Below are 20,653 nucleotides of genomic sequence, written 5' to 3' on the forward strand. Positions count from 1 at the left end.
GCAAAAGTGGGCCCCGCCGCCGGCGGGACCCACTTGTGATTAGTTGAATCGGAACGGCGTTACTCTTCGCCCCGGAGGATGGCCAGCAGGCGGATGATCTCCACGTACAGCCAGACCAGCGTGACGGTGAGGCCGAACGCCGCGGTCCAGGAAAAGCGCTCTGGGGCGCCGCTGCGGACGCCTGCCTCGATGCTGGTGAAGTCCATGATCAGCGCGAAGGCTGCCAGGCCGATGGCGAGGATGCCGATGAAGACGCCCAGCGGGATACCGAAGATCTCTATGCTGGTGCGCAGGCCGAACGGCTCCTGCACGGCACCAGTCATCATCATGACAACGTTGACCAGGGCAAAGACGAGGTAGCCGATCATGGCGATCATGAAGAAGCGCATCACCTTGGGAGTGGCACGCACCTTGCCGCTCTTGAAGAGCACGAGCGTCACCGCAAAGACGGAGAGCGTGCCGATCACAGCCTGCAATCCGACGCCGGGAAACATGCCGTCCAGGATGCGCGTGAGTCCGCCGAGGAACAGGCCCTCAAGCCCGGCATAGGCCAGGATGAGTGCCGGTGACGGCTGCTTCTTGAATGTATTGACAAGCGCCAGCACGAACCCGCCCAGCGCGCCGACAATCATCAGCATGGTTGCCAGCGGCAGGCTGACGAACAGTGTGACTGCGGCGCCGGCCATCACCGCAGCAAGGCAGACCGCGGTCTTGACGATGACGTCGTCGTAGGTCATCCGGCCGGTCTCAGCGGGTCCTGCCGCCGGCCGGTTGTACATCTGCTGCAGCTGGTCGTCCGTCATGTTCGGCTGCTGCGGCCAGCCTCCGGGTGCGTTCATGACGGGCGTCTGGCCATAGCCGCCCTGACCGTAAGGGCTCTGGCCGTACTGGCCATACGGGTTCTGCCCGTACGCCTGCGGAACAGGCGGTGCCTGGGTGGCTTCACGGAAGTTCTTTCCGTTGAAGATCGGGTTTCCGCCAAGTGCCATTGCGGGTGTCCTCCATATAAGGGGTTGGTGGATCTTTTCTTAAATTCAAACTATCAATTTCCACGCACCAGTGGCAGGCAAAGTTCCATGAACTCTTGCCTCGACACGCAATCGTAACCTCAAGCACCACTCTCCTCGCGCACGGACGGTCCAGCACAGCCATACTTTGGGAATACTCAGCGACAACAAAAGTTTTTGCAGGTGCTACTTGATGGTCGGTAGCTCCCGCCTTTGAGTTGTTATCTGATCGCTATGCAGAGGCGGGCTCCGAGGGCCAAAGTTTGTACTGACCGCGCGGTAACATGAGCGGTGCAGGGTGACACACATCACAAGCAACCTGTTTGCCCGCGTGTCATCTTCACCGTTCGCAGCGGTTGCAATGACGCACGCCGCACCACCCCCTGTGGAGGTTTTCAATTTGAGACGCACACCCAAAGGCCTGCTGCGCAAGCGGCCAGCCGGACTGCTGAAGGCGATGGGGGCTGTCGCCTCGCTTGTCCTGGCGCTCCTGCTGGCAGCCGCGCCGGCATCCCAGGCCGCCACCCCCTCTCCGACACCACCCCCGTCGGACCAGCAGTTCCGGAACAGCATCAGCGGCTTCCTCCGTGACGATGCACGCAACCCTCTCGAGGGTGTGAAGATCACCGCCAAGAACGCTGAATTCACCGGAACCGCCACTTCGGGTGCCAACGGGTCCTGGCGCATAGCCGTACCTACACAGGGCAGTTATGAAGTTGAACTGGACGAGTCCACGCTGCCGGAGGGCATCAAACTCGCCGAGGGGCAGGCCAATCCGCGTACAGTCACGTTCAGCCAAACGTCGAACCTGTCCGTGATCTTTGCCTTCGGAGAGGGCATCGTCGTGCAGCAGCAGGACTTCGGCCAAAACCTGCTCAACCGGCTCGTAGCCGGGCTGAGCTTCGGCCTCCTGCTCGCCCTGGCTTCTGTCGGGCTCTCCCTCATCTTCGGAACCACAGGCCTCACCAACTTCGCACACGGGGAAATGGTCACCCTCGGCGCAGTCCTCGTCTTTGCCTTCAGCGCAATGAACCTGCCGTTCTGGCTCGCCATTATCCTCTCCCTCCTGTGCGGCGGGCTATGGGGGTATGCACAGGACGCCGGACTGTGGCGACCCCTGCGCCGCCGGGGAACTGGCCTGGTACCCATGATGATCGTCAGTATCGGCCTCGCCCTGGCGGTCCGCTACATCATCCAGTTCAACTTCGGCGGTGCCACCCAGCAACTCCCCTTTGCCCAAAGTGCGGAGATCCAGATCGGCCCGGTGTCGATCTCCCCCAACAATCTGTGGTCGCTGGTGATCAGCGCCATCGTCATCGCCCTGATCGGCATCGTGCTCCTGAAGACGCGGCTGGGCAAGGCCACCCGTGCCGTGGCGGACAACCCGGCGCTGGCCGCAGCATCGGGGATCGACGTCGACGGCGTCATCCGCCTTGTCTGGATCGTCGGCGGTGTGCTCGCTTCCCTGGGCGGCATCCTGTGGGCCTACTACCGTCCCGGCGTCACCTTCGACATGGGCTCCCAGATCCTGCTGCTGATCTTTGCCGGGGTGACGCTCGGCGGGCTCGGCACCGTCTTCGGCGCCCTGATCGGATCAGTCATCGTTGGCATCTTCGTTGAACTGACCACCGTCTTCGGCCTCGCCGCCGACCTTAAGTATGTGGGAGCACTGTTCATCATGATCGTTGTCCTCTTGTTCCGTCCCCAGGGCATCCTGGGCCGTCGCGAGCGCGTGGGTTAGGAGACAGCCATGGATTTCGGTTTCATATTCTCCAGCGCGCTGGGTGAACTATTCAGCCCGACGACGGCAGCGTACGCGCTTGCCGCGCTCGGACTTGCCGTCCACTTCGGCTACTCGGGCCTGCTGAACTTCGGGCAGGCCGGCTTCATGGCAGTGGGTGCATACGGCTTCGCGATCTCCACCCTGAGCTTCGGCGTTCCCTTCTTCGTGGGCCTGCTGATCGCCGTGGCCTGCTCCGTGCTCTTTGCACTGGTCCTGGGCATCCCCACGCTCCGGCTGCGTGCCGACTACCTGGCCATCGTTACCATCGCCGCTGCGGAAATCGTCCGGTACGTGGTCACGACGAACCAGCTCACCTCGATCACCGGCTCCGCGAATGGACTGGCCGCCTTCGAGGGCGGCTTCTACGCCATGAACCCCTTCCCCGAAGGCTCGTACTTTGGCATGAACAACCGCGACTTCTTTATCAGAGTCATCGGCTGGGGCCTGGTGACCCTCTGCTGCGTCATCATCTGGCTCCTCATGCGCAGCCCGTGGGGCCGCGTTTTGAAGGGCATCCGTGAGGACGAGAACGCGGTGCGCTCCCTCGGCAAGAACGTGTACGCCTACAAGATGCAGGCACTGGTCATCGGCGGCGTCCTGGGTGCACTGGCCGGGATGGTGTTCACCCTTCCGCGAGGGGCAGTCCAGCCCGCCAACTACGGAACCGAGCTGACGTTCTTCCTGTGGACCTGCCTGCTGCTGGGCGGCATGGCCACGGTTCTGGGGCCGGTGGCAGGCGCCATGATCTTCTGGGTCGTGCTGTCCCTGACGCAGGGCATCCTGTACGGCCTCATCGAATCGGGTGCAGTGACCTGGCTGACCACAGTCCAGGCCGGTCAGCTGCGCTACATCCTCGTGGGCATCGCCCTGATGCTGCTGATGATCTTCAGGCCGCAGGGTGTCTTTGGCAATAAGAAGGAGCTGGCGTTCGCATGAGCAAGCACAGCGAAAATTCAGCGGAGGGCGGCGTCGACTACATGACGGACACCCGCCCCATCGCCGTCGGGGAGAACATGCCCGGCTGCAAGAAGCGGGACCCGATCGTCGTCGCCGAAAACGTGACGCGTAGCTTCGGCGGCATCAACGCCGTCGACGTTGATTACCTCGAGATCCCGCGGCACAAGATCACTGCCCTGATCGGTCCCAACGGGGCCGGAAAGACCACCCTCTTCAACCTGCTGACCGGATTCGACACCCCGAACTCAGGCAAGTGGCAGTTCGAGGGGCAAAACATCGCCGGCGTCTCCTCCTACAAGGTGGCACGCATGGGAATGGTCCGAACCTTCCAGCTCACCAAGGTCATGGGCAAGCTGACCGTGATGGAAAACATGCGCCTCGGCGGTGCCAACCAACCGGGCGAAAGGCTGTCCAAGGCACTCTTCAAGGGCATCTGGGGCGGCCGGGAGAAGGAACTCACCGAGCAGGCGGACAGGCTGCTGGAGAAGTTCAAGCTGGACGCAAAGAAGGACGACTACGCGGCTTCCCTGTCCGGAGGCCAGCGCAAGCTGCTCGAAATGGCGCGTTCCCTCATGGTCCGCCCCAAACTGGTGATGCTGGACGAGCCCATGGCAGGCGTCAATCCCGCACTGACCCAATCCCTGTTGGATCACATCAAGAACCTCAAGGCGGAGGGCATGACCGTGCTCTTCGTCGAACACGACATGAACATGGTTCGCCACATCGCCGACTGGGTCGTGGTGATGGCCGAAGGAAAGATCGTGGCCGAGGGACCGCCCGGTGAAGTCATGAAGAATCCCGCCGTGATCGACGCCTACCTCGGCGCCCACCACGATGTGGATCTGGGCGACACGGAAGGCATCAAGGCGCTGGAACAGGAACTCCAGGCGGATGAAGAGTCGGTTGTCGGCACCGAAGATGCCGGCATCATCGCCGTCGACTCGGTGGTGCCCGACCTCAAGGCCGGCGGTTCGTCGCCAATCCACACAGACAAGGACAAAGCATGAGTGCCACCAGCGCGGCCCCGGCCGCAAGCAGCGCAGCAGCAGACGGCACCGTTGTTAAGGTCACTGACCTGGTGGCCGGGTACCTGCCCGGCGTCAACATCCTCAATGGCTGCAGCATCGAGGCCCGCAAAGGTGAATTGATCGGAATCATCGGTCCCAACGGGGCCGGAAAGTCCACACTCCTCAAGGCCATGTTCGGCCTCGTCAAGGTCCACTCAGGCTCCGTCGTCGTGCGGGGCCAGGATCTCACCGGGCTCAAGGCAAACAAGTTGGTCACGCAGGGCGTGGGGTTCGTGCCCCAGAACAACAATGTCTTCGCGACCCTCACCATCGAGGAAAACATGCAGATGGGCATGTTCCAGCGGCCCAAGGACTTCGCCAGGCGGTTCGAGTTCGTCACCAGCCTGTTTCCCGAGCTCGGGAAACGCCGCGCCCAGCGTGCGGGGTCACTGTCCGGCGGCGAGCGCCAGATGGTCGCGATGGGCCGGGCCCTGATGATGGAACCCGCCGTGCTGCTGCTGGATGAGCCCTCGGCCGGCCTCTCCCCCGTGAAACAGGATGAGACCTTCCTGCGCGTGCATGAGATCAACCGGGCAGGAGTGTCCGTGATCATGGTGGAGCAGAACGCCCGCCGCTGCCTGCAGATCTGCGACCGCGGCTACGTCCTGGACCAGGGCAAGGACGCGTACACCGGGACAGGCCGGGAACTGATGAAGGATCCAAAGGTCATCCAGCTGTATCTGGGAACGCTGGCGGACGAAGTCTAGGCGCGCGTCCCACACCTTTCGAGGGCCGTCACCCGGTTCTGGTGGCGGCCCTCCCCTGTACCTTTCTCCCACCGGCCGTGCACCGCGGTGACGAGACCCTCGGCGCGGCCGCTGACAGCCCATGGACAGCAGAAAGCCCCCGTCAGGTTCACTGAGGACGGGGGCTTCCTGCGGTCTGGCTGGTTCGGGGCTTTACAGCTGGCCGAATTCTTCCCTGACCGGCTTGTACGTGTTGTCATCCTGGTACTCGTAGATACCGATGAATGCCTCCGTGGGGTCGCCCTGCTCGGAGAAGGTCACCGGACCGGACTGGCCATCGTAGTCGATGTCCTTGCCGTTGCGGAGGAGCGTGACGCAGGACGCGAAGTTGTTGCACTTGTCCCCACCCTCCGAAACTGCCTTGAGCTGCTTGGCGATCTCGGTGCCCTTGGTGCTCTTGGCGGCCTCTGCGGCGAGCGCGATCAGGTTGACCGCGTCATAGGACTCGCCGGCGTAGCTGTAGTCCTTCAGTGCCGGGTCGATGGCGAGGAGCTTCTTCTTGAAGTCTTCCTTCGCGAACGTACCGGGGATGGTGCCCTGGGCGCCCTTGAGCGTTCCGGCTTTGAAGTCCTTGCTGTAATCGGAGGTGTTGCCGTCCACCATGAACAGCTGCGTGGGCTTGATGCCCTTGCCTGTCATCAGCGGCACAATGCTCTTTGCCTGGTCAAAGGTGATCAGGGCGATCGCATCGGGCTTGGCGGCAATAACCTTGTCCACCTGGCTGCTGAACTGCGAGTCACCTTCGTTGAAGAGCTCCTCGGCCACAATCTGGCCGCCGGCTGCTTCGAAGGCTTCCTTGATGTTCTTCTGCAGGCCCGTGCCGTAGGCGTCGTTAAGGACAATCATGCCCAGAGTCTGGGCTCCACAGGTTGCCATGTAGTTGCCAAGCACCTTGCCCTGCAGCACGTCGGAGGGAGCCGTGCGCCAGTAGAGGTTCTTGTCCTCCCATGCGGTGAAGTCGGGCGAGGTGTTGGCCGGGGAGAACTGGACCACGCCGGCACCGGTGATCTGGTTGATCACGGTCTTGGACACACCGGAGGAAGCCGCACCAATGATGGCACTGACGCCTTGGCCAAGCAAGGCGGTGGTGGACTGCGTTGCAATGTCGGTCTTCGTGTCACCGGAGTCCCGGTGAACAACCTGGACCGGCTTGCCCAGGACGCCGCCCGCGGCATTGACTTCCTTGATGCCAAGGTTAACGCCTGCGATCTCGGGTGGGCCCAGGAACGCCAGCGACCCCGTCGTCGGCAGCAGCGATCCAATCTTCAGCGGAGTGGGAGTGGTGGTTGTTGCGGCCGGAACAGAACCGGCATCTGCAGTAGCCTGGGAGGTGGCGGTTCCGGTGGCACTGGGAGCAGGGCAGGCGATGCCTGCACCCGCACCGGCTGCGGTTGTGGTCGAGCCTGGGGTGGGGCTGCCACCACAAGCCGTAGCCAGCAGGGCGACGCCGATGCTAAGCGCTGTTAGCTTAGCTGCTCGGGGCGCGCCTTGGGGGAGTGAAATCATGTGTGAGTCTCCTCGATCGAAAGGTGCGAACGGCCTTTGATGCGATTGGTCAGGCGTGTTCCTGAGATAAGTTCAAGCTAGTGCAAATCACAGCCGAACATAAGTGAGTAAGGTCACATCCTTATAACACTCGTTGCATATGGGACACCTCGTAGAGGGCTCCCGGAAAAAGGGCGCAGAAGGCCCCGAAATGTGTACCCCAGGTGGGACTCGAACCCACAACACGCGGATTTTAAGTCCGCTGCCTCTGCCAATTGGGCTACTGGGGCGCCCGGTCAATGCTACCGCTTTCCGCTGCCGGAGTTGCTGCGATTGCGGCGAAGGGCTCGGCGTACTGGAAGGTTCCATGCACACCGCCGGGCCACAGCGCGAGCGGGAGGAACTGGAAGTAGTCACCCCAGTCCTTGTCGGGTGCCGCTATCCCCATGGATGAGGCCGAAACAAAGCCAAAGCGCGGGTAGTAGTCCGTGCTGCCAAGCAGGGCGATGCCCTTTTCCCCCGCGGCGTTAGCCCGGACGACGGTTTCGTGCATGAGGGCTGAGCCGATGCCGCGGCGCTGCAGCCGCGGAGCCACGCTGATCGGCCCCAGCCCCAGCAGCTCGGTGCCGTCAGCGCGGGCGCGGGTGCTGATGACATGGCCGACGATTTCGCCGTTCAGCTCTGCGACAATGCTGAGCTCCGGCAGATAGGCGTCGCACTCGAAAAGCTGGCGGAGCAGTTCCACTTCCACAGGCTCGCCCTCCACCGGCAGTCCCGTCAGCGGCGATATGGAAAAGGCCTCGGCCGTCAGCGCGATGACGGCCTCCCGGTCTTCGGGTGTCTCGCTGCGCAGCGCCAGCTCACGGACCGGCTCGGGTTCAGCCGCGGGGGCAGTCGAGAGTTCCCGCAGCACCTCCAGGGCGCGGGCAGTCTCAGCCACGGGCACAAGCAGATGGTCATGGTGGAAACCGGCCAGGACATTGCAGCTGATCCTGGCGTCCGTCAGCGCCCGGCTCACTGCGGCGGTCAGGCCCACGGCTTCGAGCTCCGAGTGGATCTCCAGGGTGATCCAGGCGGCCACGAAGTCGTACTTCAGACCGTGGGCATCGGCCTCAGCCCGGGGCAGCACCACGGTGAGCCCTTCGGCCTCCCGGACTGCGGCTTCAATGCCGGGCAAGAGCGGCTTTCCATGCGGCCAGAGCACGTACACGTACTCGCCGCCGCGGAGCACGGGGTGCATGGTGGCCAGCAGGGTCTGGATATTCTTTTCGCCCGTCATGCAGCCAGTCTAGACATCCGCGGCAGCCGCAGCGGCGGAGGTAAAGCGGCGTCACCTGGACGAAAAAGCAGCCCAAACGACGAAGCGGCCGCTCCCCAAGGGGAACGGCCGCCGTCGTGGACTACTGCTGCCTACTTGGACTTCACCGCAACAGGGTCCTTCGAATCATTCTTCTGGGCGTCTGCCGGCGTTCCCTCGACAGGCTTGGCGTCGGCAGGCTTCGCCTCGGCAGCTGCGGGCTTGGGAGCCGGTGTGGCAGCGGCCACGAAGGCACCGCGCGGGTTGTCCAGGTCCAGCAGCTGCGTGGTGTCGCGGCCCAGGAAGAAGGCCAGGATCCAGCCGAAGATCACGCGGACCTTGCGCTCCACAGTGGGCATGGCCATCCCGTGGTAGCCGCGGTGGGCCAGCCACGCGAGGGGGCCCTTGAGCCCGATGCGGCCGAGGAGGTTGATGTTGGCGACGCCCTTCCACTGGCCGAAGCCGGCCACAGCACCGAGGTTCTTGTGCTTGTAGTCCGCGAGCGGCTTGTCCCAGCGGGAAGCCCACAGGTTCTTGGCGAGGCGCTTGGCCTGGCGCAACGCGTGCTGGGCATTGGGGACACAGGTCCCGTCAGGCAGGCCAGCACCTGTAAGGTCGGGAACCGCGGCGATGTCACCTGCCGCCCAGGCGTTCTCGATGATGCCTTCATCGCCGGCGATGCGCAGGTCCGGCAGGACACGGACGCGTCCGCGGGGCTCCAGTGGGAAGTCGGTGGAGCGGACCATCGGGTTGGCCTGGACACCGGCTGTCCACACGAGGGTATCGGACTCAAATTCCTGGGCCAGGGTCTTGTCCGGCAGGTTGATCAGCTTCAGGGAGCCCTCAGCGTTGTCCAGGGATGTGTTCAGCAGGACCTCGATGCCGCGGCTGCGGAGGTGCTCAACAACCCATTCGGCCTGCTTCTCGGTGACCTCGGGCATGATGCGGCCCATGGCCTCAACGAGCACGAAGCGGACTTCCTCCTGCTTGACGCGCGGGTTGTTCTTAACGGCCGCGCGGGCGAGGTCTTCCATCTCGGTGATGCACTCGATGCCGGCGAAACCGCCACCCACAACCACAAAGGTCAGCGCGCGGGCACGCTCAGCCGGATCCGTGATCGTGGAGCCGACCTCGATCCGGTCGAGGACCTTGTTGCGGAGCGCAACGGCCTCCTCAATGGTCTTCAGGCCGATGCCCTTGTCCGCAAGGCCCTTGATGGGGAACGTGCGGGTAATGGCCCCTGCGGCCAGGACGACGTCGAAGTAGGGAACCTCGAAGGGGTCGCCGCCGTCAGAGGGCGCAACCACGGCGGTGCGGTTGGCGTGGTCGATCGACGTGACGCGGCCCTGGATGAGCTCGGTCTGCTTGAGGTGCCGGCGGTGCGAGACCACCGCGTGGCGCGCCTCGATGTTGCCGCCGGCAACTTCGGGCAGGAAGGGCTGGTAAGTCATGTAGGGCAGTGGATCCACGAGGGTGACGATGCCACCGGCATTCGCGATCTTCTTCTGCAGTTTGAGTGCTACGTACAGGCCGACGTACCCGCCGCCGACGACGAGCACCCTGGGACGGTCCTGGAGCTGAGGGGTGGTTGCCATGCATCCAGAGTACAACAGTTTGTGAAAATCTTCACTAACTTGGGGTGCCGCCAGGGTCCACTCTGCTCAAGGTCCCTGTTTCGGCGTCTTCGGCGCTGCCCCCGGAGGCCCTGTAAGCACGGCGCAGCTGCACCGCGCCGGCAACGATGATGATGACGAAAAGGGATCCGAAACCGATCACGACGACGGCCGGAAGGGCGCTGTCCAGCTGTGACGGGGCCTGGGCGGCCGGCACCGTGGCCTTTGGCAGCGTGGGCTGCGCGACCGCCTCGGTCTCAGGAGGCGCCACAGGCGCCGGCGTCGCCGCATTGCCGCGGCGGTGCACGCGGATCCAGTCGGAGATGGATCCCAGGGGATTCACCTGGGTTTCCGCGACATCAACTTTCAGTGCGGCTTCGGCATTGAGCATGCCGAATCCATAGAGCGGGTCCTTCCCCGGGGCGCCCTCGTCCGTGGCTGTGGACACGATCCTGTTGATGACCTGCTCGGCGCTCATCTCGGGCCATTTGGAACGGATCAGCGCGGCTACACCGGAAACGATAGGCGTAGCTCCCGAGGTACCTGCCCATTCCGCATAGCTTCCGCCGGGAAGTCCGCCGGCAAGCTTTTCTGCCGGGGCTGCCACACCGATGCTGATGCCCTGCGATGAGGAGTCGACGCTGGCCCTGCCGCCGCGGTCCAGTCCGGCCACGGTAAGCACGCCCGGAATGGTTGCCGGCGCGCCTACTTGGATGTTGCCGCCTACCCGGTTGCCGGCAGCAGCCACGATGACGACGTCCTTCTGCTCTGCGTAGAGGAAGGCGGCGTCCCAGCTTTGCGGCCACTCGGGCGAGGTGCTGCCCAGTGAGATGTTGATGACCTTGGCCCCGTTGTCCACTGCCCAGCGGACAGCCTCGGGAATCTGGTCCTGGTCACTCTTGCCGCCGGGGTTCTCCGACCCGAGCCAGGTGGACACAGCGAGAATCTGGGCTTCCGGTGCGACGCCCATGATGCCGTCGGGATTGGTCTTCGATGGCGAAGAGGTAGGCGAGGGCTTGGCGCTGGCCTTGGACTTCTTGGGGGGCGGCGGCTGGTGTCCGCGGCCCGCGAGCATGGTGGCCACCAGCGTTCCGTGCTCCGGCTTGGCCCCGATGCCCTTCTGTCCGTCCGGCGTACCCGCCCCCGAGACATCATGCCCTCCGGCGATGGCGCCCTTCAGGTCGGGGTGGTCGCCGTCCACGCCGCTGTCGATCACAGCCACTTTCACGTTGGCGCCCTTGGAGACCTCCCAGGCCTTCGTGATGCCGGCTTCCTTGAGCCAGTACTGCTTGTCCCGCCAAGTGTCGGCCTGTGCTGCCGGGGCCGTAGCTATGGTTGCCGCAGCGATGCTGCCGGCCAGCACCGCCGACAGCAGAGCCGAGACGGTCCGGCGGAACCGGGCTGTTGCTCTGGTCATTCAAGATCCAATACTCGGTGGGGCGGTGCCTTGCCAGCTCCGTGGGTCAGTGGACGCTCAGGGCAATTCCGTCAAGAATATCGTGCTCGCTGGCTGTGGCCGTAATGATCTCTCCTCCGGTGAGTTCGCCCATCCTCATGAGGATGCGTCGCCAGACGAGGGCGCCGGCACCGATGACATCCACCCGGCCGGGGTGCATGTAGGGCAGCCGGGCCCGCTGCGCGCGGGTCATGCCGAGCAAGTCACCGGCTGCCTCAGCAACGGCCCGGATGGACAGTTCGGCGCCGTGGATGGCGGCGGGCAGGTATTCCGGCAGCTTGAGCGCATGGGCCGTAATCGTGGTTACGGACCCGGCAACCCCGACGACGGCGGTGCCGCTTTCCAGCGGAACGTCCAGTGCCGCTTGCGCGATGGCGGCGTCGACGTCAGCCTCCGCCGCGGCGATCTCCGCAGCGGTGGGTGGATCACTTTTGAGATGGCGTTCGGTCAGCCGGACACAACCGATATCCACAGACTTGGCCGCGATGACTCCGTTTGCGTCCCCCAGCACGAATTCGGTACTCCCGCCGCCGAGGTCCACAACCAAGACCCTGGCCCCGTCGGCCATGGGCAGCACGCTGCTTGCTCCGGCGAAGGAGAGAGCCGCTTCCTCGTCGCCGGAAATGACCTCGGGCTCGACGCCGAGGAGCCCCCGGATGCCGTTCACAAAGACCTGGCGGTTGCGGGCATCGCGCGTTGCGGAGGTGGCCACGAAGCGCACTTTCTCGGCGCGGTACTCGCGGATCAGCTCGGCATAGTCAGCAGCGGCAGCAAAAGTGCGCTCCAGTGCCTCCGGCGCGAGCTCCCCCGTTGCGTCCACGCCTTGGCCCAGCCGCACCACCCTCATCTCGCGGACAATGTCCGTGAGCTTCGTCGGGCCGTTTCCGCGGTCAACGTCCGCGATCAGCAGGCGGATGGAATTGGTACCGCAGTCAATGGCTGCAACCCTGGTCATTCGCCTGCCTCCTGCTTCGTCTTCCGCACCGGGGCGGGCCGCCCCACGATGGCAGGCAGTCCCTGCGGCCCGTGCCTGCTGAGGTCCTGAGACGGCGCTTCGCCTGCGGTGTCCCAGGCGCCTTCGCAGTAACACCGGTCAACGCTCCACCATTCACCAATGGCGGCGATGGCTTCGTCACCGAGTGGATTGACACCGGGGCCGGCCGCCAGGGAGTGGCCCACCAGCACATGGAGGCATTTCACCCGTGTAGGCATTCCGCCGGCCGAGACGCCGTCGATCTCGGGGACCTCCCCGATGCCGCAACGCGCTCCGATTTCCGCACGCGACTGCAGATACGCCTCATGGGCTGCCCGATACGCGGCGGCCAGCGGCTCGTCCGCGGTGAGTCGCTGGTTCATCTCATTCATGAGCCCGGCCGCTTCCAGCCGCGATACAGCGGACGTGATCACCGGGTGGGTCAGGTAGAACGTCGTCGGGAACGGTGTGCCGTTGCTGAGCCGCGGGGCTGTGGCGGCCACGAGGGGATTGCCACAGACACACCTCGCGGGGATCTCCACGACGTCACGGACAGGCCGGCCCAGCTGGCGGCTCAGCACCTCGAGATCGTGTGCCGATGGCTGCCGGGTTTCCTCCGGCGCCGATGCCGTGTTGTCTGCCACTGGCGCGGCCGTCCTTCCTGCCCGGATCCGGCTGCCCAGCGATGCCTGGGGCAGTCCTGCGGCGGGCGCCGCTTAGTCTGTTGCCGAACGCCGAATGGATTCCCACAGGGAGTCCACCCACGGCACGTTGGCGGGGTCTTGTACTGCTGCTGCACCGGGCCCGCTGGCTGCTGCACCTGCCGGCATGTCGCTGCCAAACACCCAGTAGCCGGTCTCGCCCGGCATAACCATGTTAATGCGGTCCCGGGCCTGCTGCTTGACGTAGTTGGGATCCTGCCAGCGCGAAACCTGTCGCTTCAGGTCATCCTGGGCGGATTGTCTGGCCGCTATATCCGCTTCCAGCGCGGCAATTTCGGCCCGCTTGTCGATGAAGATCTTCACCGTAGGCGCCAGCATGGTGGTGATGGCAATCATGACGACGGCCAGCGCCAGCATGCGCCCCGAGAAGGCCTTGGCGGGGACCGGGTCGACGCTTTCGTCCTCGCCTATTACGGGGGACGACCCGGACCCCTTCTTCCCGGCGGCCGCGGCGCCGGACCTCCCGGCTGTTCCGGGCACAGTACCGCCCGACGGCGTTTTGCCTGACGGCGTTTTACCTGGCGGCGTTTTGCCTGCCGGCGTTTTACCTGACGGCGTTTTGCCTGCCGGCGACTCGCCTGCTGCTGCGCCCTTGGCTGTGGTCCCGGCTGGGCTTGTTCCGCTGGCCTGGGGGGCGCCGGCCGCCGGGGCGGTTTCCCTTCCCGTTTCGCCGTGCGCGCGACCGCCGAAGTCTGCCAAGATGACGTCTCCCCCGCCGGAGCCAGTGCCGGGGTTCCGGGTCGCTGCTGTCACCCGGGGAACTTTGGGACGGCGGGTAGCCATGACACTCCTGTAAAACGCGGGACTAGCCGGCCTTAAACGAAGCCGGTGGCTATGGTCTTTCCACCATAGCCACCGGTCATTCGTTTATCCGGCTATTAAGCCTTGAAACGCGGGAAGGCGCTGCGTCCGGCGTACCGTGCGGCGTCGTCGAGTTCCTCTTCGATGCGCAGCAGCTGGTTGTACTTGGCAACACGCTCGGAACGGGCCGGAGCGCCGGTCTTGATCTGGCCGGCGTTGGTGGCGACGGAGATGTCAGCGATGGTGGTGTCCTCGGTTTCGCCGGAGCGGTGCGAGGTGATGGTGGTGTAGCCGGAGCGCTGTGCCAGGGACACCGCGTCCAGGGTTTCGGTCAGCGAACCGATCTGGTTGACCTTGACCAGCAGGGAGTTGGCGGTAGCCGCATCGATGCCCTGCTGCAGACGCTCAGGGTTGGTGACGAACAGGTCGTCGCCCACAAGCTGGACCTTGTCACCGATGGTGTCGGTGAGGATCTTCCAGCCCTCCCAGTCGTTCTCGTCCAGCGGGTCCTCGATGGACACCAGCGGGTAGTCGGCAACCAGCTCGGCGTAGTAGGAGCTCATCTCGGCGGAGCTCAGGGCCTTGCCTTCGAACTGGTAGGCGCCGTCCTTAAAGAACTCGGAGGAGGCGACGTCCAGGGCCAGGGCGATGTCGGTGCCCGGGGTGTAGCCGGCGTTCTGGATGGCTTCCTGGATCAGGTCCAGGGCGGCGCGGTTGGACGGCAGGTTCGGGGCGAAGCCGCCCTCGTCGCCCAGGCCGGTGGAGAGGCCCTTCTGCTGCAGCACGGCCTTGAGGTTGTGGTAAACCTCAACGCCCCAGCGCAGGCCCTCGGAAAAGGTCTCGGCGCCGATCGGGGCGATCATGAATTCCTGGATGTCGACATCCGAGTCAGCGTGGGAACCGCCGTTGAGGATGTTCATCAGCGGAACCGGCAGGACGTGGGCGTTCGGGCCGCCCAGGTACTTGTACAGCGGCAGGTCGGCGGAGGCTGCGGCGGCGTTGGCGACTGCCAGTGAAACGCCGAGGATGGCGTTTGCGCCCAGCTTGCCCTTGTTGGCCGTGCCGTCCAGGTCGATCATGGCCTGGTCGATGCTGCGCTGGTCCGTGGCGTCGAAGCCGGTCAGGGCTGGTGCGATCTGGTCGATGACCGCATCCACGGCCTTCTGGACGCCCTTGCCGAGGTAACGGCCCTTGTCGCCGTCACGCAGCTCAACAGCCTCGTGCTCGCCGGTGGATGCGCCGGAGGGAACTGCTGCGCGGCCGATCTGGCCATCGGAGAGCAGAACTTCGACCTCTACGGTGGGGTTGCCACGGGAATCGAGGATCTCGCGGGCGTGGATGGCATCAATAAGCGCCATGAATATGCTCCTTATGGGCGATATTACGGGGGTACTGGCAAAAAAATCTCGACGTCCTCGTCAGGGACTAGCCTAGTCGAGAGTGGTGAACGTTACGGAAACCTATCCAGAACACGGACGTCATGATCCGGGCGCGACCTGATTTTGGCGGCGCCGGACGGCGCCCCGGAGGGCCCTTTCGGCGTCGAACCCCTTGCTGCGCGCAGCGCCGACAACGGCGAGTAACAACTCGCCAAGCTCGGCTTCGGTTTCTATTGTTTCGAGCGTCTCAACCAGCGGGGTTGCGCGTTCAGGCAGCGTGGACAACCCTGCGCGCTCCGCCCGATCCAGGATCTTGTGAGCCCGGGCCAAGGCAGGCAACGCGGCGGGGATGCCCTCAAAGTGGCTGGTCCGTTCCGGCTTTTCCGCCTTCTTGACGGCGTCCCATGTGAGCACGATTTCCTCCACCGTGGCGGGGAAGGTTTCCTGCAGGGAACCGTCCGGCCGGAACACGTGGGGGTTGCGGCGGATCATCTTCTCGGCGATGCCCCGGGCGACGTCGGAAAAGGCGAAAGTGCCGCGCTCTTCCGCGAGCCGGGCGTGCAGCACCACCTGGAGCAGCACGTCGCCCAGCTCGCCCTTCAGTTCTGTTTCATCCCGGCCGGTTTCGATGGTCTCAGCCACTTCATAGGCTTCCTCAAGGAGGTACTCAACGAGGGATTCATGGGTAAGTGCGCCCATCCAGGGACAATGCTCGCGCAGCGCGGCGATCACCCCCAACAACTCCCCCACCCCGTCAGCGGGCACCCCGCCAGCGGGCACCCCCTCAGCGGTTTTGTCAGCCAAGGTTCGCGTAGGCGTCGTTGATGTACTCCACCAGGGCTTCCCTTTCCTCGAGCGGCAGGAAGGAGGCCTCGGCCGCGTTGAGTGTGAGTTCCAGCAGGTCATCGAGGTCATAGTCGAACGTCTCCACCAGCAACTCGAATTCGTCCGTGAGGGTCACGCCGCTCATGAGCCGGTTGTCCGTGTTGATGGTGACGTTGAAGCCCAGCTGGTAGAGCATGTCCAACGGGTGGCTGTCGATGCCTTCGCCGAAGCCGGCGATCGCTCCGGTCTGCAGGTTCGACGACGGGCAGATCTCCAATGGAATGCCGCGGTCACGGACCCAGCTCGCAAGGTTTCCGAGCGTCACCAGGCCAATGTTGTCATCGTCACTGTCATCAGCGGCGTCATCGCTGTCCTCGAATTCCACCATGATGTCCTCAGCGATCCGGACGCCATGACCCAGCCGCAGGGCGCGTCCGTCGACGAGGGCGGACTGGATGCTTTCGAGTCCTGCAGCCTCGCCTGCATGCACGGTGGCCGGGAAGTTGTTTTCAGCCAGGTAGGTGAAGGCATCCTTGAAGCGCGACGGCAAAAAGCCGTCCTCGGCGCCGGCGATGTCAAAGCCTACCGCGCCGCGGTCCCGGTGGCGGACGGCGAGCTCGGCGATCTCCTGGCCGCGCTCGGCGTGGCGCATCGCGGTGATCAGCTGGCCCACCCGGATTTCGCGGCCGGTTTCGGCCACGGCCGCAACGCCTGCTTCAAGGCCTTCCTGGACGGCCTCGACTACCTCATCGAGCGTGAGGCCCTTTTGGAGGTGCTGCTCCGGCGCCCAGCGGACCTCCCCGTAGACCACGCCGTCATCCGCGAGATCCTCCACAAATTCCCGCGCCACCCGGGACAGGCCTTCCGTGGTCTGCATGACGGCGACGGTGTGGTCGAACGTTTCGAGGTAGCGGACCAGCGAGCCGGAGTCGGCGGACTCGCGGAACCATTCACCGAGGGCGGCAGGGTCGGTGGATGGCAGGGTATGGCCAACGGCCGCCGCCAGTTCGATGATGGTTGCGGGGCGGAGACCCCCGTCCAGGTGATCATGAAGGGATACCTTGGGCAGGCTCTTCAGATCGAAGTCAAGGGCAGGGGCGGCGTCAACGATGGGCTCAGTCACGTACCAACTCTAGGGTTGGACCGCGTGCAACGCCAACGGCCCGCCGCCGTGGGTTTCAGCGCCCCGGCTCGGCGTCGGCAGTCACCGAAAGCGGCAGCGAACGGCCCAGCCGCCCGCCGTCGTGCCCTTCAGCTTTGCGGTCCGGCCTTGCTGCCGGAGTCCCGTCCGGTTCCGGCTCCGCAAGGCCCGCCTCCTCCGGCGCCGGTCCGGGACCCGGGAGTACGTCATTGAGTACGTCATTGCGCCCGAGCCGCTTATGCCACCACCGCAACACGTGGTCAATGAAGATTCCCAGGATGATGGCAAAGACCACGGCAATGCCCGCCCCGAGCAGCGGGTTGTGGTGCAGCCAGGGGAAGGAGCTCGCCAGGATTCCAATACCCACGGAATACCCCACCCACGTGATGCAGGCGAAGGCATCCAACAGGAAAAACCGGCGGTGCGGAAAGCCCGTGGTTCCAGCCACATAGTTCACGGCCACACGGCCCCAGGGAATGTATCGCGCCGTGAAAATGAGCACGGCGCCGCGCTTCTCCAGCTCGTAGCGGGCCCAGCCAAAAGCCTTCTGGACCTTCGGCCGCCGCATCCACTTCCAGCGCTCAAGGCCGATCTTCCGGCCCAGGAGGTACGCCATGTTGTCGCCGGCAATCGCACCCGTAAGTGCGGTCAGTCCCAGGATCCAGAGATTGGGCTCGCCGCTGTGCCGGGAGAAGGCGGCCAGGGCGACGATGAGCGTCTCGCTGGGCACGACCATTGCAAAGCCGTCCACGAAGAAGAACAAAAGCAAAATCGGATAAATCCACCACTGACCCGCTGCATGGAGCACGGCCTCATTAATAAACTCCACGCGGGTGTTGCTCCTCGGCAATGAGAAAAAAGTCGATGACGCTAAACGCTTTTCAGTGTCCCATGCGCGGAGCACAGTCCGCTACGCCTGTCCGGCAAAAATCAGTCGTCCACCAGGGGCCCGGGGAACCCGCCACGCAGCTTGCTGATGACGAGGTCCACGATGATGCCCAGCGTGATCGCGCAGACGATGGCGACGGCGGCTCCCAGCAGGTGGTTCTCTTCGAACCACTGGCCAAAAAACAGCCCGATGGCCACCGAGTAGCCAGCCCAGAGCGTTGCTGACAGCACGGTCAGCGCCACGAAGCGGGTGTGGGGAAAGTGCGTGGCTCCCGCTGTGAGGTTGACGGCCACCCTGCCGATCGGAACGAACCGCGCCACAAGGATCAGGGACGCCGGGCGCTTTCGAAGCTCACGCCCGGCCCAGCGGAATGCGCGCTGCATCCGCGGCCCCCGCATCCATCGCCAACGTTGCGTTCCCACGCCCCGGCCAATGAGATAGGCGGTGTTGTCTCCCGTGAAGGCGCCGAGCGCCGCGATGGCGGCAAGAAGCCACGGGTTGGGGACATCCGCAGTCGCCGCGACGGCTGCCAGTCCCACCACCACCGATTCACTGGGAATCGGCGGAAAGAAACCGTCAATGAAACAGCAGGCCAAGACGATGAACAGGACCCACGGTTGGCCGGCCGCTGCAAGAATAAAGTCGTTGATGGCCTGCACGGCGTCAGGCAATGCGGTCAATGATGAGCTGCTGCGCAGGCCGCGATCCATCCGGAGCAACGGTAACAGCGTTTTCGAGCGCCTCTTTGGCGCGGGCGAACTTCTCGGGAGTGTCGGTAAGCAGGGTCATCAGCGGCTCCCCTGCGCGCACGGTGGCGCCGGGCTTGGCGTGCAGGCGGACGCCCGCCCCTGCCTGGACCGGATCCTCTTTGCGGGCCCGGCCCGCTCCCAGCCGCCAGGCAGCCACCCCGACGGCGAGGGCATCCAGTTCCACGAGGACGCCGTCTGCCGGGGCATAGATGGTTTCGGATTCCTTCGCCACCGGCAGCTTTGCCCGCGGATCACCGCCCTGCGCCGCAATCATCCCGTTCCAGACGTCCATAGCGCGGCCGTCCTTGAGCGCCGCCCGCGGGTCGGCGTCCTCAACCCCTGCACAGGCGAGCATCTCCTCCGCCAGCCTGACAGTCAGTTCGACGACGTCTTCCGGGCCGCCGCCCGCGAGCACCTCGACGGACTCCTCCACCTCGATGGCGTTTCCCGCGGTCAGCCCCAAGGGCGTGTCCATGTTGCTGAGCAGGGCCACGGTGTTCACTCCCGCGTCCTTCCCCAAGGCCACCATTGTCTCGGCGAGTTCCCGTGCGCGGGCCTCATCCTTCATGAAGGCCCCGCTGCCCACCTTGACGTCCAGCACGAGCGAGCCGGTGCCTTCCGCGATCTTCTTGCTCATGATCGAGGAGGCGATCAGTGGAATGGCCTCCACGGTGCCTGTGACGTCCCGGAGCGCGTAGAGCTTCTTGTCCGCAGGGGCCAGGCCGGCACCGGCGGCGCAGATCACGGCACCGACGTCCTGGAGCTGCGCGAGGATTTCCTCGTTGCTTAAGACGGCACGCCAGCCCGGAATGGATTCCAGCTTGTCCAGCGTGCCGCCCGTGTGCCCGAGGCCTCGGCCGGAAAGCTGCGGCACGGCCACCCCGAACACGGCCACCAGCGGCGCCAGCGGGAGGGTGACCTTATCCCCGACACCCCCGGTGGAGTGCTTGTCGCTCGTCGCCTTCACTCCACCGTCGGGACGCTTGAGGCTGGAGAAGTCCATCCGTTCCCCCGAGGCGATCATCGCAGCCGTCCAGCGTGAGATTTCTGCCCGGTCCATGCCGTTGAGCAGGATGGCCATGTTCAGGGCGGCCATCTGCTCATCCGCGATCACTCCGCGCGTGTAGGCATCGATGGTCCAGTCGATCTGTTCGGGGCTCAGGACACCCCTGTCACGCTTGATGCGGATGATGTCGACGGCGTCGAACGCTTCCGTTTCAGTTGAAACGAGTTTCACGGGGCTTCCTTCAGGTGTTCGGGGCCAAATGCATCAGGGAGCACCTGGTCCATGGTCATGATTCCCTGTGTGGTCATGAGCTCCATCCCTGGAGCCCGGAATTCATACAGTAACTGGCGGCAGCGCCCGCAGGGCATCAGGACGTTCCCTCCGCCGTCGACGCAATAAAAGGCGCGCAGGAGACCGCCGCCGGTCATATGGAGGTTGCCCACGAGCGTGCATTCAGCACACAGCGTGAGCCCGTAACTGGCGTTTTCGACGTTGCAGCCGCTGACAATCCGTCCGTCCGAGGTGAGGGCAGCTGCACCGACCGGGAACTTTGAATAGCGCACATACGCCTTCTGCATGGCGTCGACGGCGGCGGCCTGCAGGGCCGGCCAGTCGACGTCGGACTGGCCGGCTTCGGCGGGCGGGCGCGGCGAAGCGTCGTTCATACCCGTCAGCCCTTAACGTATCGGATGCCGCTGGCGGCCGGCGGGCGCGACCTGCCGACGAGCCCGGCCACTGCGAGGACGGTCACGAGATA

General features: G+C 64.7%; 19 protein-coding genes and 1 tRNA gene. 4 read left to right on the forward strand and 16 right to left on the reverse strand.

Annotated elements, in window-relative coordinates; translation table 11 throughout:
* Positions 1 to 59: 59 nt before the first annotated feature.
* A complete protein-coding gene (locus M1E01_RS13960; RefSeq protein ID WP_457972168.1) occupies positions 60 to 989 on the reverse strand; it encodes a Bax inhibitor-1/YccA family membrane protein in 930 nt (309 codons plus the stop codon).
* 475 nt (positions 990 to 1,464) lie between these two features.
* On the opposite strand from M1E01_RS13960, the gene M1E01_RS13965 reads away from it, so the two are divergent.
* The 4 genes from M1E01_RS13965 to M1E01_RS13980 are packed head-to-tail and all read left to right on the forward strand — an operon-like array spanning position 1,465 to position 5,521.
* Positions 1,465 to 2,748 (forward strand): branched-chain amino acid ABC transporter permease, encoded by a 1,284-nt coding sequence (locus M1E01_RS13965; RefSeq protein WP_457974974.1) that lies wholly within the window; start codon positions 1,465 to 1,467, stop codon positions 2,746 to 2,748.
* 9 nt (positions 2,749 to 2,757) lie between these two features.
* Positions 2,758 to 3,726: a branched-chain amino acid ABC transporter permease gene (locus M1E01_RS13970; protein ID WP_457972169.1), complete on the forward strand. Its 969-nt coding sequence runs from the start codon at positions 2,758 to 2,760 to the stop codon at positions 3,724 to 3,726.
* Entirely contained in the window at positions 3,723 to 4,754 is a 1,032-nt protein-coding gene (locus M1E01_RS13975) for an ABC transporter ATP-binding protein (protein WP_457972170.1), read from the forward strand. The genes M1E01_RS13970 and M1E01_RS13975 overlap by 4 nt, the downstream gene beginning before the upstream one ends.
* On the forward strand, positions 4,751 to 5,521 hold the full coding sequence (locus M1E01_RS13980) for an ABC transporter ATP-binding protein (protein ID WP_457972171.1): 771 nt from the start codon (positions 4,751 to 4,753) through the stop codon (positions 5,519 to 5,521). Before M1E01_RS13975 ends, M1E01_RS13980 begins: the two co-directional genes overlap by 4 nt.
* Positions 5,522 to 5,713: 192 nt before the next feature.
* Here M1E01_RS13980 and M1E01_RS13985 read toward each other — a convergent pair whose 3' ends face one another.
* The 15 genes from M1E01_RS13985 to M1E01_RS14055 form a co-directional block, all read right to left on the reverse strand.
* Positions 5,714 to 7,066 carry an ABC transporter substrate-binding protein gene (locus M1E01_RS13985; protein ID WP_457972172.1) on the reverse strand — a complete coding sequence of 451 codons (1,353 nt, stop codon included), beginning with the start codon at positions 7,064 to 7,066 and terminating at the stop codon, positions 5,714 to 5,716.
* 195 nt (positions 7,067 to 7,261) lie between these two features.
* Positions 7,262 to 7,335 (reverse strand) — tRNA-Leu (locus tag M1E01_RS13990).
* Positions 7,326 to 8,324 carry an N-acetyltransferase gene (locus tag M1E01_RS13995; protein WP_457972173.1) on the reverse strand — a complete coding sequence of 333 codons (999 nt, stop codon included), beginning with the start codon at positions 8,322 to 8,324 and terminating at the stop codon, positions 7,326 to 7,328. The genes M1E01_RS13990 and M1E01_RS13995 overlap by 10 nt, the downstream gene beginning before the upstream one ends.
* A gap of 131 nt (positions 8,325 to 8,455) precedes the next feature.
* On the reverse strand, positions 8,456 to 9,937 hold the full coding sequence (locus M1E01_RS14000; RefSeq protein WP_457972174.1) for an NAD(P)/FAD-dependent oxidoreductase: 1,482 nt from the start codon (positions 9,935 to 9,937) through the stop codon (positions 8,456 to 8,458).
* 34 nt (positions 9,938 to 9,971) lie between these two features.
* A complete protein-coding gene (locus M1E01_RS14005) occupies positions 9,972 to 11,372 on the reverse strand; it encodes a S8 family peptidase (RefSeq protein WP_457972175.1) in 1,401 nt (466 codons plus the stop codon).
* 46 nt (positions 11,373 to 11,418) lie between these two features.
* Positions 11,419 to 12,366: a Ppx/GppA phosphatase family protein gene (locus tag M1E01_RS14010; protein WP_457972176.1), complete on the reverse strand. Its 948-nt coding sequence runs from the start codon at positions 12,364 to 12,366 to the stop codon at positions 11,419 to 11,421.
* A complete protein-coding gene (locus tag M1E01_RS14015; RefSeq protein ID WP_457972177.1) occupies positions 12,363 to 13,028 on the reverse strand; it encodes a DUF501 domain-containing protein in 666 nt (221 codons plus the stop codon). Before M1E01_RS14015 ends, M1E01_RS14010 begins: the two co-directional genes overlap by 4 nt.
* Positions 13,029 to 13,100: 72 nt before the next feature.
* Positions 13,101 to 13,889 carry an FtsB family cell division protein gene (locus tag M1E01_RS14020; protein ID WP_457972178.1) on the reverse strand — a complete coding sequence of 263 codons (789 nt, stop codon included), beginning with the start codon at positions 13,887 to 13,889 and terminating at the stop codon, positions 13,101 to 13,103.
* 95 nt (positions 13,890 to 13,984) lie between these two features.
* Positions 13,985 to 15,265, reverse strand: coding sequence for a phosphopyruvate hydratase (eno, locus tag M1E01_RS14025; RefSeq protein WP_457972179.1), 1,281 nt, complete (start codon positions 15,263 to 15,265; stop codon positions 13,985 to 13,987).
* A 120-nt stretch (positions 15,266 to 15,385) separates the two neighbouring features.
* Positions 15,386 to 15,985: a MazG nucleotide pyrophosphohydrolase domain-containing protein gene (locus M1E01_RS14030; RefSeq protein WP_457974975.1), complete on the reverse strand. Its 600-nt coding sequence runs from the start codon at positions 15,983 to 15,985 to the stop codon at positions 15,386 to 15,388.
* A 97-nt stretch (positions 15,986 to 16,082) separates the two neighbouring features.
* The gene (locus tag M1E01_RS14035) at positions 16,083 to 17,234 is read right to left on the reverse strand and encodes an adenosine deaminase (protein WP_457972180.1); all 1,152 of its coding nucleotides are present in this window, start codon (positions 17,232 to 17,234) and stop codon (positions 16,083 to 16,085) included.
* 55 nt (positions 17,235 to 17,289) lie between these two features.
* Positions 17,290 to 18,081, reverse strand: coding sequence for a DedA family protein (locus tag M1E01_RS14040; protein WP_457972181.1), 792 nt, complete (start codon positions 18,079 to 18,081; stop codon positions 17,290 to 17,292).
* A 101-nt stretch (positions 18,082 to 18,182) separates the two neighbouring features.
* Positions 18,183 to 18,800, reverse strand: a complete 618-nt coding sequence (locus tag M1E01_RS14045; protein ID WP_457974976.1) for a DedA family protein — start codon at positions 18,798 to 18,800, stop codon at positions 18,183 to 18,185.
* Between the two features lie 4 nt (positions 18,801 to 18,804).
* Positions 18,805 to 20,127 carry a thymidine phosphorylase gene (locus M1E01_RS14050; RefSeq protein WP_457972182.1) on the reverse strand — a complete coding sequence of 441 codons (1,323 nt, stop codon included), beginning with the start codon at positions 20,125 to 20,127 and terminating at the stop codon, positions 18,805 to 18,807.
* Complete coding sequence (locus M1E01_RS14055) at positions 20,124 to 20,561, reverse strand: cytidine deaminase (protein ID WP_457972183.1); 438 nt, start codon at positions 20,559 to 20,561, stop codon at positions 20,124 to 20,126. Before M1E01_RS14055 ends, M1E01_RS14050 begins: the two co-directional genes overlap by 4 nt.
* Positions 20,562 to 20,653: the final 92 nt, after the last annotated feature.

This window comes from Arthrobacter sp. D1-17 (genome assembly GCF_054130535.1).